The sequence below is a fragment of the Methanobacterium sp. genome (assembly GCA_016222945.1).
GTDB lineage: Archaea > Methanobacteriota > Methanobacteria > Methanobacteriales > Methanobacteriaceae > Methanobacterium_D.
Genome location: JACRPY010000002.1, coordinates 558,110 through 572,311 on the forward strand (window position 1 = coordinate 558,110; position 14,202 = coordinate 572,311).

Sequence of the window (14,202 nt, forward strand, 5' to 3'; positions counted from 1 at the left end):
AAGTGAAATAGGTTTTTAAATTTCTATTTACACTTTTTTAGTTAGATTGGGAGGGGAGAGACATTGGTAAATAAACAACTATTTCAACAGATAAATTTAATGATTTAATATAGTTCTTCTGGTTTTTTACTGTATCTAAGTTCAAAAAGATTTATTTTATTAAGTATAGGGTACGATTCTCGGAATAAATTTAGTTTGTCAATTAGTTCGTAGCCAAATTTGTCTGCAGTATTGGCTACCATTATTATATAGTTATCTTCAGGTATTTGTGGTGTTACATCATTTAAAAATTCATTAAAATCATTAAATGTGTAAAATTTTAGGTTTTCTGCTCCAGTTATATTGTTTTTTATATATTTGGCAAGATAACTGGGTGAAAATGCTATGGCATCTGATCTGATAATGATTCCTTTCACATGTTCCATTATCAATGGTAAAAAACCTTCAATAAATAAGGGAATTCTCTCTAACCTATCTTCTCTGAAGTTAAATAGTAAATAAAACTTTTCAAACTTTTTTTGTGCCATTATTTGGTGTAATATGAGATATGTGTGTATGGGGTCATTTACATGCCCTACATCTACAAAAACTCTATGTTGAAGGTCATATGAGAAAACTTCCTCAGGTATTGCGTGAGTTATGGGTGAAGGACACGTTTCTTCAATTACAAATTCACAGACCTTGGTTGCAGGAGTTATTTCAGATGAAATATCTTTGCTGATTTTCATGCCTTTTTGGTCGATTATCTTTTTTAAAGCAGCATAAATAACGGATTCTCTGTCATCAAGAGAGCTTAGGAGTATATCTGCGTCGTTTCTTCCACTTTTTTCAAAGGATTTTTTAAAGACATCATATTCGTATTCGTGGTTAGACCAGAAGATAATATGTGAATAGGGCGGTATTGATTTAATAAATGTTTCTGCAGTCTCTTCCATGCTGAATCCTTGGGATAGTATATGGTCAAAGGTTATAGTTGTTATTATAACTACATCTGCGTGCAAGTAATCAGATAAGCTTCTCATATACTCTGATCTAATAGCATTGTTTTCAAAAATAATTACATCAGGTTTTTTTGAGCCAAACTCTTCTATTATGATTCTTATTTCGGTTAAGAGGTTAAAAGGAAGCTCTCCTTCTCTTTTAACAAATGTTTTCTGGCCATTATAATAAATCATAGGTACAAGGCCAGTTTCTCGACTTAAAGTATTGTACCCATTTTCATAGAAAAATTCATGGAAAAATCTCACTACTGAGCTTTTTCCTCTAGTTCCTTCAACTACTATTTTTAGTTTGCTAATTTAAATCACCTCTAAACCAGGTAATTAAGGATAAATACCCATAAAGCCCATCCGGCCAGGAGTAGACCTGCCATATAAATAATATTTAATGGTATTTTCCTTTTTTCTATACGAAGAAGATTGTAAAGGAATATTAGTGGGAGTACTAAATATATTATTCCTGCAGCACTCTGAATGATCGGTACTACTGAAAAAGGAGGGATATAAAGCCGTAGGATGAAGTAAGATATTATGCTTAAAGGCAGGATAATTGCAGCTAACAAATAAAACAGAAGATGTCCCAAATAACCTTTTCTCATAAAGAATATTCCAATAGGAACTCCAATAAGACTTATAGCAAAAAAATGGGGTAAAATCCAGAGATTACCTAATGAATAATACAGCATTATGGCATAAGTAAGAGTTCCACCAAGTCTCATATCCATATATCTTTGAAAAAGCAATCCAACAGCTAAACCAAAAAGAATAATGGAAACTAAAGCCAATATATTTATTCCGCCGCTGAACTTGAAAATCAGGAGGAATATAATGGAATTTATTAATAATATTATAGCAACTCGTTTTTCAAGTGTTTTTAACTTTTCAGTTATAGGAAAAATCTGTCCATACAATTTTTCTTCTGTTTCATCCATTGATAACCTCTCCAAATAACTTATTTGAAAATAAATCAGGATTTTTTTTTTATTTAACTTGCCCTAATGAATCCATCTTTATTAGAATTATATCATTTCCTCCGGCCCCAGTGGAATTTGTAGTTCCTGTGAGTAAATAGCCATTATCAAGTGTTTCCAGGATAAAATGAGCATAATCATTTCCAGGCCCTCCAAATGTCCTGTTCCATTGCTGTAATCCTGCATTGTTAAATTTTACAACGAATATGTCGAAACCGCCAGCACCAAATGAGTTTGTATCTCCAATTAGTATATAACCTCCATCATCGGTTTCTCTAATAAATGTGGCACTGTCATTTCCGGGCCCTCCAAATGTCCTGTTCCATATTTGGTTTCCATACGTATCTGTTTTAATAATCAACGTATCAAATGCACCAGCACCAGATGAATTAGTTAAACCAGATAAAAGTAAATTATTATCTTCAGTTCCGATTACAGTATCTCCAAAGTCGTCGTTAGCACCTCCAAATGTTTTATTTAACATTAAACGCCCTTTGGAATCTAAATTTAACAGATAAAAATCATAATTTGCAAAGGAAGAGTTTGTAGATCCTAAAACCCAATAACTTCCATTCTGCATTTGCAGCACTGATTTACCCCATTCATTTCCACTTCCACCAAATGTTTCCTGCCACTGTAATGCGCCTTTTTGATTAGTTTTAATAACATAAACATCACTTCCGTTTAATCCAAGGGAAGTGCTACTTCCAGCTAAAATGAATCCACTGTCCTGGGTGGTTTTAAAAGAGTAGGCTGAATCATTTCCTGGCCCACCATATGTAATATTCCATTTTGGAGTTCCATTTTCGTCAATATTTACTAACCATGCATCGTATTGTCCAGCACCATATGAATTTGTTTTTCCAACTATTGCATATCCTCCACCTAAATCTCTGTGGATAGAATAGCCATAATCTTTACCTAACCCTCCAAAGCTATTTTCCCATTTAACATTACCATTTTCATCTAAACTAATTAAGTAAACATCAGTATCGTTGGATATGGTTATGGTGCCTAAAGAGATATATCCCAATTTTACGGAGTTTATAGACATAAACCCAGTCTCATTATCTGGTCCTCCGAACGTTTTTTGCCAGGTAGGGGGTTCTTTAAAAGCCGTATATATTGCAAATGTAGATACAACAACAATAGAAACTAATGATAAAATCAATAATTTTTTTTCTTTTTTCATTTAATCCCTACCAGAACAATAAAGATTATATTATATTTTGAATTTCTTAAAATAAATTCTTTTGGTAGTAAAAAATAAGATTTTAGTTTGAATAAGTGAAATAAAAAAATAGTTTTATAAAATTTTGGAGTAATTAATGAATGCCATCATTTGATCGTGAGATTCTTGCACTTGTTGAGGATTAACTGTGCCGTGGGCTGCAACTACTTCACTTGTCACTGTGGGAATTCCTGCAGAGTTAAAAACGTTTTTAACAGCTCCAGGATTTTTTGAGTTAAGGAAAATATCTGATTTGGTGGCGGTTCTCATAAATTCTGCGATTTTGAAGCTTTCATATGAAGTTTCTTTGGAACACATTACAACTTTTTTACCAGGTTCTCCGCCAGGTTGGGTTGAATGGAATTCACCTACAAATTTCACATTTTTTTGTTGAGCAACAGCTAAAAGAACATTTCCAGGGGAACCTGGAATGTCGGCTGCTCTGTTAGGGTCAATGTTGTTGAAATCTCTTGTATTTTTTTCACTAGATTTGGGAATAGCAAAAGGAACAATATATATGGTTCCTTTTAATTTTTTGCCTTGTAATTCGTTTATTAAAATTAATGCAGCAATTTGAGGGGATAATTCTTCGCCATGAACACCAGCAATAATCATTATTTTAGGATCTCCTTCACCTAATTTTATCATAGGGGTTCCTTTTTTAGCTTCTGATATTATTTGTTGGGTTAATTCTGTTTTAGGAGCATTATTGGTAATTTCGGCGTTTTTATTTATGTTTCCACCAGTTGCTGTGTTTATTACTTCAATTTGGGGCGATGTGTATTTGGCAGCGGCAGCAGGAGTGGATTCAATGAATATTATGCTGTAAGCTATAGTACTTATCATTATAGAAACTGCGAATACAATTGTCATCACTTTGATTTTTGATCCACTTACCATTTTATCACCCCTTACTTTTTTTTCAATATCTATATATATGTTCGTATTCACAAGAACATTAATTTTCCCCTGCCACTATGTGAAAAACTTCACAATAGTTATATTTGAATTTTAAAAATTTAAGGCTTAATTTATTCATTAAATTATAAAAAAATAGTAATACTACTTATATATGGAAAATAAACCTAAAATATGGTCTAATAAAAGTTTTAAATAAAAATAGGTATTTTACAAAGATAGTTTACAAAACCCTTGAATATATCAAAAGGGAATACATCTGATCATAGGATGCATCAACATCTTTAAGATTAACTTGGCCATGCTGAGAAACTACTTCTGCACTTATTGTAGGTATACCATTAGAATTGAAAACAAGATTCACAGTACCTTCATTTTCTGGCTTTAGAAAAATATCAGAGTTAGTTTTTTGGCTAATGAATTCAGCAAGTTTAAAACTTTCATAATTAATTTCTTTGGAGCACATAACTACTTTTTTACCTGGCACTCCATCTGGTCGTGTTGAATGAAAATCACCCACGTAATTTATATTATTATCCTTAGCAAATTGTAAAACAACATTTGTAGGGGAATTTGGAGAATTTGTCTCACGATTAGGGTCTTTGTTTTGGAAATCCCTAATATTTTTTTCTGTAGATTCAGGAACAGCAAAAGGAATTATATATATGGTTCCTTTTAATTTTTTGTCCTTTAAATCGTTAATAAGTTTAAGAGAAGCTATTTGGGGCGGTAACTCTTCACCATGAACTCCTGCTATAATCATTACCTTTGGATTTCCTTCACCTAATTTTATTATTGGTGCTCCGTAATTAGCTTTTTTAATTATTTCTATATTTAATTCTGTTTTAGGGATATTTTCCATTATTAATGTATTTTTAGTGATATCTCCGCTTGCACTGTTATTTATTACTTCAATTTCGGGTGATGGGATTCCTTTAAGGTCTAAAATTCCAGTAGTTAGCAGGATAGTTAATACAGCTAAAATTATCAAAAAGCAAAAAATAATTAAATTATTCCTATTTGGAATTTTATTATTCATTTAACCACAGTTAATTTATTATCTGCAAATGTTAAATATTTTCCTTATCATTAATAATAACTCGTTTACCTTCTGCAGTAGGCACCACTTTCATTTTACCTCCTTCAAAGTCAAAATCAAGCTCTTTTCCTTCAAATAACATATGTAGAAAAACGGCAAGGGATGAAACTTCTGAATGAGGCTGTGTTGTGACTGAAACATTCCAATCAGCCTGTTTATATACTTTTGTTGGAACTCTTGCTCCTCCAACAATAACCAGCTTATCTTTAGGTGAATTTTGTATTTCTCCAACAACTTCTTGAACCTGAGAACCATACATAGTTAGGTGAATGACTTCTCCTCCATTATTTTTCCATTCTTCTATGAAATTTTCAGAATTTTTCCTGTAATCAACTTTAAAGTCTCCGCCCCATCTTCCAACAACATCTCCCACATTTTCCATGAGTTTTTTATCTTCATCTCCACTTAATATTACTTTATCTGCTCCAAATGCTCTTGCTGTTAGGCAAACATGGGTGGTTATCCTGGCATCTCTTTTTCTTCTGTGATCTAATCTTAAAACATTAATTTTCAATTTATCAGCTCTTTTATATGTTTAATGGCGTAATAAAATGCTTATCATTATAATAATAGATATTGCACGTCCTATTTCGTTTGAAGCACCTAAAATATCTCCTGTTGTATATTTAAATTGTTTTGAAGCTACTAATGATATTATATATCCTCCAATCAGCGCTCCAACTATTCCTAAGACTCCTGCAACTTTTAGAGTCAAAAATCCTATTATTGAAGTCAAAACAAGGGCCAGTATTAATAATTTTAAATTCATTGACTCTACAAAAAATTTGCCTGTACCATTGGAAAAGGGTGTTGAAAAGGTTGCACAGCTTAAAAGACTCATCTTTGCAGATATTTCAGACATTAACAGCACTAAAAATATTAAACTGGCAGGAATAGAGTTAATTGCTGCAAAAGTGATTGTAGCCACTATAAAAAAGAGGGATATGCCTCCAGTGCCTATGGCCATGTCTCGCATAACTTCAATCTTTTTATGGTAATCTCCATGAACCATTAATCCATCGCCCATGTCTATTAGCCCGTCAAGGTGGTGGAAACCAGTAAACCATATTGCAAAACTGTAAATCAGCGCTGCTGAAAGCAATGAAGGTAAATTAAGTATATTTAATACAAAAAATCCAACTGCACCAACAGATATCCCGATTAAACCTCCAATAATTGGCCAAAACCATGTAAAAGCTGCCATATCTTCGATGCTGGTGTGGATATTTAAAGGTAGGATTGTTGAAAAGGATATAAGTCCAAATATTCCGTTAAGCTTAGAAACTCTCTCAAATGTATTATCAATGGCAGGGGATTTGTCTTCTTTTGTTGTACGCAGTACCTTTTTATCTTTCATCTTCATTCCTCAAAAAATTGTAAATTTTTTTGGGATAGAGAAAAATGATGTGCATTTTTCTCAAACCTCAAAAATCGGTCAAAATTTATAATTTTGACGCGACAAAAACGAAATTTTTGTCTGCTCTGATTTTTATTGTTGAAGAACTCTGTTCTTCAAACCTCAAAGATTTTGGACATACACCCGGCAACAAGCCCTGCAAAAACATCATCAAGTACAGGCCCCAGAGTGCTAATAATCCCTGGTTTTTCTTCATCATACCTTTTAAAATTAAATATGGCTTTTGTTCCGGCGATTTGGTTGGCTATAGACATTCCAAATACCTCGTCCGAGTAGAGATAGGCGGGATCATCATCAACATCAACTCCTTCAACGCGATGTTTCATGTAATCCTCTTCAAGCCTTATTCCAGCTATTATAAAGGATACTACATTTAAATCATCAAGGGATTTGAGTATTTGTTTGTGTAACTTCTTATAAAGTTCTTCAGTTTTTTCAACACCTACACAAAGCTCCATTCCGGCATCAACTAAATCTTCTATTTTAATTTCAATACCTTCAATGAAATCAACAACATTTTTTGAAAATCCGCTATTAATCATGGATTTTTTAACAGCTTTTCTAACACAGTTTTCAACCAGATTTTGAAGCTCGGTTTCATTAATATCTTCTTCACCATCTCCAAGACATGCTACAAGTGTGGAATCATGGCTGCTACTTGTGGCCAGATCCCATGAAGGGCTTCTCACATCTAAATCCCATAATGCTGCTATTTTTGCGCTAATCACCTGGGAATATGTATTCATAAGGACCATATTATTTAATTTCTTGTTTATGAGAATTATAATGTTTATTGACCCTGATGCATGTTCTTTTAAAGGTTTGATATTTTCTCCAGCACCAAATAAACCTGAATTATGGGCTGTAACTATGGCGGTAACGTAATCTGATGTTTCAATTGAACAATGTTTCATATTTGCACTGGTTAAAATCACTGCTGCAGGATCAGATACTTTTTTGTCATTTAGAAATTTCTGCAGGTACATTTCTTTATTTAGAAATGTATCTTCTTTATTATTGTTAATAGAATGATTTATTATGGTTTTTACATTAAAAAAACCTTCATTATTGGAGTTACTTAAAGATAACAGTCCCTTTTCTCTTTGAATTATAATATTATTGTTATTCTTTAAAAAGGAAGCGTCATCAATACAGATCGTTGTGTTCATTCAATCACCAGTTTAAGTATTAGTTGCATTATGCGAATTTTTTTAATCATCAATATTATAATATATGAAGTGTATATATGAATATTAAGATGGTGAAGCTATGAAAGTTCATCTTAGGGTCTTTGTTGAGATCGAAAATTTAGGAAAAGCTATGAATGCGCTTACTGACGCAGGAATCACTGGATTTTACATTTTAGAGTATAAAGGTATGTCTCCACAGGATTGGAAAGGATTTTCTATAAAAGAAGATCCAAAATCTGCTATAGAGATGATTAGACATCATTCAAAGGATGCAATATTAGTATGCAGCGTTGTGGATGATGAAAAAGTGGATAATATAGTAGAATCTGTTCGTAAGGCCCTCAAAGGAGAAAAATATACTATTTTAGAGGTCCCTATACGCAGGATAATTGTAAACGAAGGAAGCAGCGAATAAACAGTAATTTTTTGGCTTAACATTAGTTATATTATGTGGTTAGTGTATCTTTTGTTTTTTTAATTATTGAAATTAATATTTGAGTTTATTCGTTTTTTATGATACAATATGGTTTGAAATAACTTCATTGGACTTGCTTTGATCATTATTTTTCACCGAAAGGTTTATATATTTTGAACCATTAATTGGGTGTTATAATTTAATTTTGATAATCTAGTTTTAAAATTACTATATAATTTAAAATCATGTCAAAAATTCTATTAACTTTTGACATCTTTTTGTAGATTATTTAAATATTACTATTCATACCGGAGGTGTTAATTATGCTCCAACAGGTTCAGGGTTACCCAACCCTAGTGGCAGTAAAACAAAACTGGACCAAAATAAATAGGAGTGTGATTAGATTAAGGGACAAATTAAAGCAAGCACGACACTCGCGATGTTTTTAATCGCAGCCTTTTCATTTGCTGCTCCATCAGCAGCGGCAGAACATGGTGTTGGTGCATATAATATTAAAATTACAAGTGATTATGTTAAAGCAGCTGGAGTTTGCAGCTGCTCATTATGCAGTGATAGATACCACCATACTGTGGTATTTAAGAATTACTGCCCAAATTGCCATTTGAAAGGAACATTAACTTTTGAACAAGGCTCAGCTTCATGGACCAGTCCAGAAGGACTGTGGTATTGTACAAGATGTGATATGGACTACTGTTTAGTTCATGGAAAATCACATGATAGTAGAGGAGAATATTTAACACATACAACAGAACCAGTTACACAACCGGTTACACAGAATGTGACTCCAGATACTCCAAAAGTACAAGCACAAACTATCGATGAAGGATATGTTGAACTTATTGTGAGTAATCAGAAATATAAATTCAAAAAATCAGAATTAAACAAGTTTAAATTTGAAAATACAAGTATAAGTGAGCTGTAAATAACAGTTTCAACTTACTTTTTTTTAAATTAGCTTTTTTTTAGATATTAAATGGTTGTTAGTTAAATAACCAATAATTTAATTAAATAAGTTAAATTTTTTTATTTTTTTTAAAATTTGGCCGTATTACGCATTTAAATGACATAATACTGGATAATAACCTTATAATAAAATTTATTGGGGTCAATGTTTTTATAATTTCAAAATTTTAAATAAATTTATAATAATTAAAGAAATATATTAATTTTAAGATTGGAAGTGGAGAAATGGAATCAGATGAGAATATAGAAATAACTGAAAAGGATGTCATGGAGCTTATGAACATATTTACGAAAGTTCCAGTTATTATCTTAAAAAGAGTAGTTTCCAGAAATTCAAATGTGGTAAAAAAGTTCCAATCACAAATAAATTCGTATAAAGATCAATTATCTGATGAAGAAATTGCTAAAATCAATAAAGTCATGGAAATGCCAGTTCCCCAGCTTCAAAGAATACTACAAAATGTATATGATGAAACACATCAAAAACAGTTAAAAATTTTAGCAGATCCAAAAGCAGAGCCATTCATTGTAAAAAACCTTCAGGAACTAAAAAAGGTACTATTTAACTGAAATAACTGGATTAATATATTTAATCTCTAAATTCAAGTAAAATTAAATGAATAGAATATAAAAAAAATAATCTATTTAAATTTAGTTAACCTAATACAATTTTAAGGATTATTTAAAAACTGGCAAAAATGTTATAATTTTTATAAAAAAGCAATTAATTTGAACTTTTAGTGGTATTATGGTAGTTGTAATAGACCCTCAAAACTCAGGAATATCTGGAAACATGGTTTTAGGTGCCCTTATAGATATTGGTATTGATATTGGGGATGTAGTTGAAGTTATGGAATATTATGCTTCATATTTTGGAGATATAAGTGTTAAAATCAATAATGTTCAAAAAGCAAGTATTAATGCAACATATGCTAATGTTGAAACTACTGATAAAAAACATATTGAATATTCCAAGTTTATAAAAACTCTGGGTAACATTAAACACGAAAAAATTGATGATAATATCCTTAAATTTTCAAAAGATGTTTTTAATACTCTGGCAAGGGCTGAAGCTGAAGTTCATGGGACTTCCATAGATAAAGTTCATTTTCATGAGGTAGGTGCAGCAGATGCTGTTGCAGACGTGATTGGGTCAGCGTATTGCTTTTATAAGCTTGGATTGAACACTAAAAAAGTGTATGGAATGCCTGTTGCTCTTGGTGGGGGTCGAATTAAAAGTATGCACGGAAATTTAAGTGTTCCTGCACCTGCAACTCTTGAAATATTAAAAAATGTACCAGTATTCGGCGGTCCAGAAAATCATGAGCTTACAACACCAACAGGGGCAGCTCTTTATATGAATATGGTGGATGAATTCTGCAGTTTTTATCCGTTGATAACAAACAGGAAAATTGGTTATGGTGCAGGTAAACTGGATCTTGAGGTTCCCAATATTTTAAGGATCATAAGCGGAGATTCCAGTATTCCAACTGATAATATTTCTATTCTTGAAACTAATCTGGATAGTGTTACTGGGGAGGTAATTGGCCATACATTTGACAAGCTTTTAGATGCTGGAGCGCTTGATGTAGTGGCAGTCCCGATTTTAATGAAAAAAAACAGGCCCGGTCATCTTTTAAGAGTAATAACAAAACCAAAGGATTGTGACGCTGTTTCAGAAGCAATAATCAGGGAAACAGGAACTCTTGGTGTTAGGATATTACCTTATGTTCATAGGAATATTGTAAACCGGGAAATTATCCCTATTAACATCGAAATTGCAGGAATAAAGAAAGATATACAAATTAAAGTTGGAACTATCGGGGATGAAATAATAAATTATAGTCCAGAGTATGAGGATGCAAAAAAAATTGCTAATGAAATGAACATTCCTTTAAAGGATGTAATGAAAAAGGCAAACGATGCATTTAAGAAACTCTTAGATAAATATTAAATGGGGTGAACTTACATGATGAAATGGCTACTTGAACATATTTGGTGGGTATCAGCTATCTTTACTGCTATTTTATTAATTTTGCTAGCAATTGCAATATGGATAGGCGAATTCAACGCTATTGTCCGAATTATAATTGTTCCATTAACTGCTATAATTGCAATTCTTACTACCCTGGGCTGGAGGGAACATAATAAGAAAAAAACTGAAAGAAAAACATTAGTTGCTGTTAAAAATGAATTAGAATACAATTTACAGATATTAGATTATAATCAGAATATTCTGGATAATGAAATTGAATTGATAGAAGATAATAAATTTTCTGACACTCCAAAAAGGAATAAACTGATTTTAGAGCCATTATTGCCCCTAAAAACAGGATTTTGGGATATTATAACCTTTGATCTTTTCCCAGATAAAGTTAAAAAATCAGAACTTTTTGTTAAAATCAGAGATATCGACATGTGTGCAAATAAGATCAATGAACAGATAAAAAGCAGAGAAAATTATAAAAACACTAATATTGAAGCACATGACATATCTTCTACAGTTAAAAGATACGATCGGCTGTTATTAGAGAATATAGAAGGACTTAGAACTGCTTTAATGAATTTGGGAATGCATATATATAAATTATGCTAATTGGGTAAATAATACGAAAAATTCATATACTCAAACGTTGTATGACATAATATATTGAATATTAATCTTAAATGGAGGGTCATACTTTGTTTAGTTGTAGAATTAATTATTTATCATTGATTATTTTTTTATTAGTGATATTTACATTACCTTTGGAAGTTTTTGCTCATGGGGGAGGGAGAGGAGGTAGTGTTGGAAAAATAGGTAAGCTTTTTAGTGGTTCCTCAGGTTCAGGTGATCCAGTTATTGACACTAATTTTTTAATTATTTTAATCAGTTTCATTGTAATATCTTTAATTATAATTGGAATCATTGTTTGGAGGTTCCGTAAGAAAAATAAAGACGCTAAAGAGCTTGCGGGAGAAATAGAAAAATATGATGAAGCGTGGAACATTAAAAATATAGAAGAAAGGGTTGAAGATACATTTTATAAGGTACATGAGGCTAGAAAAGAGCGAAATCCAGATATATCTAAAGATTATATAAGTGAATCTCTTTACAGGGCGAATAAAGCATATACAAGTGATTTAATAGCCAGAAACCATATAAATGTCCTTGAGAAGGTTCGTTTAAAAAATGTAAGGATAATGGGAATAGGAGATTATAAAAAAGATGAAATGGATTATTTCTGGGCATATATAACTGGTTCAATGTATGATTACTTCATCGATGATTTTACAGGTAAAGTTGTAGCGGGAGAACCAGCTCATCTACACCAAATTAGAGAGATGTGGAAGTTTACAAGAGGTTTAAATGGGTGGATTCTTGATAAAGTGAATAAAAACATTTTATCAGACCTTTTCAGCATAAAATCGTTTAGTGAAGGATATGGAAATGATTCAAATAATGGATATTTAATTTGTGAGGATTGCGGGGGTTATTATATGCTTGAAAGCAATGAATATCCTGAAGAGTTTGGAAAATGTCAGTGTGGAGGTAATTTAATATATTACCATGATCTAGATGAATTTCTGGGAGATGATGATTTTTAAAATAAAAAATTGAAAATTATTAGGGGAATATAAAATGCTTTAACAATGTAATAGCTTTATATAATTAAAATAGAATTAAATGGAGGGATATTTGTTGATTGGAATTAGGGTTAGGATAGTTTCATTCCTTATTTTTTTAATTAATCTATCTTTATTACCTTCTATTGTTTTTGCCAGAGGTGGCAGAGGAGGTGGAGTAGGTGAGGGTATAGTATCTTTTGGAGGAGATTCTGGGTTTCAAATAAATGATCCAGTTATGTTTTGTTTATATATGGCTTTTTTTATGGTAATTGGAATTGGTTTAGCTTATTCTTATTTGAGAGTTTACAGGGTAAAGAGAAGAGTGAAGGCATTAGAGGAAAGGGAGCAGCACTTAAATAAATCAAGGAATCTTAAAGATACAGAAAAACATAAAGGTCATGTATATGATTCAAATAAGGGATATTTAGTTTGTGAAGAATGTAAGGGTTATTACATGCTTGGAAAGGATGAAAATCCTCAGGAATTTGATTCATGTCAGTGTGGAGGTAATTTAATATATTATAATGATCTAGATGAATTCTTGAAAGATGGTGATTTTAAAAATGAAAACACTGGAAATTAATAATTACAATGGGGCTAACTATGAAAAATAAACCAAAGGCAATATCTGTCCTCTCAGGAGGATTAGATTCAACAGTGGCAACAGCATATTTCGCTGATAAATATGATATTCATGCTTTAACATTTGATTATGGGCAGCGAAGCGCCAGAATGGAAATAGAATCATCTGAAGTTATATGTGAAAAATTAGGCATGAAACACACAGTAATAGAGCTCCCATGGCTTAAAACTCTTGGAAAATCTGCATTAACATCTGGTTCTGCAGTTCCAGAGCTTAAAGCAGATGAACTTGATAACAAGGAAATCTGTGATGAAACAGCACGTAAAGTATGGGTTCCTGGACGGAATGTAGCATTTACAGCCATAGCTACATCATTTGCAGAAGCAGAAAATGCTGAAATAATTATCATGGGATGGGACCTTGAAGAAGCTGTTACATTTCCCGATAACTCCAAAGAATTCTTGGATGCATTTAATCATGTTTTGAAGATTGGTACACTTGATGGCGTGCAAATTGAAGCTCCGGTTATAAATTTAAACAAAAAAGAAATTGTAAAGCTCGGTATTAAAATTAATACTCCATTACATTTAAGTTACTCTTGTTATATGGGTCAAAAAGAACATTGTGGAACTTGTGAATCATGTATGCGGCGTAAAAGAGCTTTTAGGGAAGCTAAAGTTGAAGATAAAGTAGAATATGGCATTAGGTAATAATTCCGTTAATAAGTTATTTTTTTAGTTTAGATAGTCTTATTTAATTCCAGTGCTTATAATTACTCAAAATTTTA

General features: G+C 31.9%; 16 protein-coding genes. 8 read left to right on the forward strand and 8 right to left on the reverse strand.

Annotated elements, in window-relative coordinates; all coding sequences use genetic code 11:
• Window positions 1-104: 104 nt before the first annotated feature.
• From HZC47_03035 to HZC47_03070, 8 genes are all read right to left on the reverse strand, one after another.
• Window positions 105-1,247, reverse strand: coding sequence for a hypothetical protein (locus HZC47_03035; GenBank protein ID MBI5679854.1), 1,143 nt, complete (start codon window positions 1,245-1,247; stop codon window positions 105-107).
• A 62-nt stretch (window positions 1,248-1,309) separates the two neighbouring features.
• Window positions 1,310-1,930, reverse strand: coding sequence for a hypothetical protein (locus HZC47_03040; GenBank protein MBI5679855.1), 621 nt, complete (start codon window positions 1,928-1,930; stop codon window positions 1,310-1,312).
• A 49-nt stretch (window positions 1,931-1,979) separates the two neighbouring features.
• Entirely contained in the window at window positions 1,980-3,161 is a 1,182-nt protein-coding gene (locus HZC47_03045) for a hypothetical protein (GenBank protein ID MBI5679856.1), read from the reverse strand.
• Between the two features lie 114 nt (window positions 3,162-3,275).
• Complete coding sequence (locus tag HZC47_03050) at window positions 3,276-4,100, reverse strand: succinylglutamate desuccinylase/aspartoacylase family protein (GenBank protein ID MBI5679857.1); 825 nt, start codon at window positions 4,098-4,100, stop codon at window positions 3,276-3,278.
• Window positions 4,101-4,341: 241 nt separating this feature from the next.
• Window positions 4,342-5,157, reverse strand: coding sequence for a succinylglutamate desuccinylase/aspartoacylase family protein (locus HZC47_03055; GenBank protein MBI5679858.1), 816 nt, complete (start codon window positions 5,155-5,157; stop codon window positions 4,342-4,344).
• A 31-nt stretch (window positions 5,158-5,188) separates the two neighbouring features.
• Window positions 5,189-5,731: a tRNA (cytidine(56)-2'-O)-methyltransferase gene (locus HZC47_03060; protein ID MBI5679859.1), complete on the reverse strand. Its 543-nt coding sequence runs from the start codon at window positions 5,729-5,731 to the stop codon at window positions 5,189-5,191.
• A gap of 21 nt (window positions 5,732-5,752) precedes the next feature.
• Window positions 5,753-6,574, reverse strand: coding sequence for an adenosylcobinamide-GDP ribazoletransferase (gene cobS, locus HZC47_03065; protein ID MBI5679860.1), 822 nt, complete (start codon window positions 6,572-6,574; stop codon window positions 5,753-5,755).
• 155 nt (window positions 6,575-6,729) lie between these two features.
• The gene (locus HZC47_03070) at window positions 6,730-7,803 is read right to left on the reverse strand and encodes a phosphatidylglycerophosphatase A (protein MBI5679861.1); all 1,074 of its coding nucleotides are present in this window, start codon (window positions 7,801-7,803) and stop codon (window positions 6,730-6,732) included.
• 100 nt (window positions 7,804-7,903) lie between these two features.
• On the opposite strand from HZC47_03070, the gene HZC47_03075 reads away from it, so the two are divergent.
• From HZC47_03075 to queC, 8 genes are all read left to right on the forward strand, one after another.
• Window positions 7,904-8,239: a hypothetical protein gene (locus HZC47_03075; protein ID MBI5679862.1), complete on the forward strand. Its 336-nt coding sequence runs from the start codon at window positions 7,904-7,906 to the stop codon at window positions 8,237-8,239.
• Window positions 8,240-8,678: 439 nt separating this feature from the next.
• Complete coding sequence (locus tag HZC47_03080) at window positions 8,679-9,182, forward strand: hypothetical protein (GenBank protein ID MBI5679863.1); 504 nt, start codon at window positions 8,679-8,681, stop codon at window positions 9,180-9,182.
• Window positions 9,183-9,448: 266 nt separating this feature from the next.
• Complete coding sequence (locus tag HZC47_03085; GenBank protein MBI5679864.1) at window positions 9,449-9,793, forward strand: hypothetical protein; 345 nt, start codon at window positions 9,449-9,451, stop codon at window positions 9,791-9,793.
• 178 nt (window positions 9,794-9,971) lie between these two features.
• Window positions 9,972-11,177 (forward strand): nickel pincer cofactor biosynthesis protein LarC, encoded by a 1,206-nt coding sequence (gene larC / locus HZC47_03090; GenBank protein MBI5679865.1) that lies wholly within the window; start codon window positions 9,972-9,974, stop codon window positions 11,175-11,177.
• Window positions 11,178-11,192: 15 nt separating this feature from the next.
• Window positions 11,193-11,819, forward strand: coding sequence for a hypothetical protein (locus HZC47_03095; protein MBI5679866.1), 627 nt, complete (start codon window positions 11,193-11,195; stop codon window positions 11,817-11,819).
• A 152-nt stretch (window positions 11,820-11,971) separates the two neighbouring features.
• A complete protein-coding gene (locus HZC47_03100; protein ID MBI5679867.1) occupies window positions 11,972-12,811 on the forward strand; it encodes a TIM44-like domain-containing protein in 840 nt (279 codons plus the stop codon).
• 94 nt (window positions 12,812-12,905) lie between these two features.
• A complete protein-coding gene (locus HZC47_03105) occupies window positions 12,906-13,415 on the forward strand; it encodes a hypothetical protein (protein ID MBI5679868.1) in 510 nt (169 codons plus the stop codon).
• A gap of 20 nt (window positions 13,416-13,435) precedes the next feature.
• Window positions 13,436-14,125: a 7-cyano-7-deazaguanine synthase QueC gene (gene queC, locus HZC47_03110; protein MBI5679869.1), complete on the forward strand. Its 690-nt coding sequence runs from the start codon at window positions 13,436-13,438 to the stop codon at window positions 14,123-14,125.
• Window positions 14,126-14,202 lie beyond the last annotated feature (77 nt).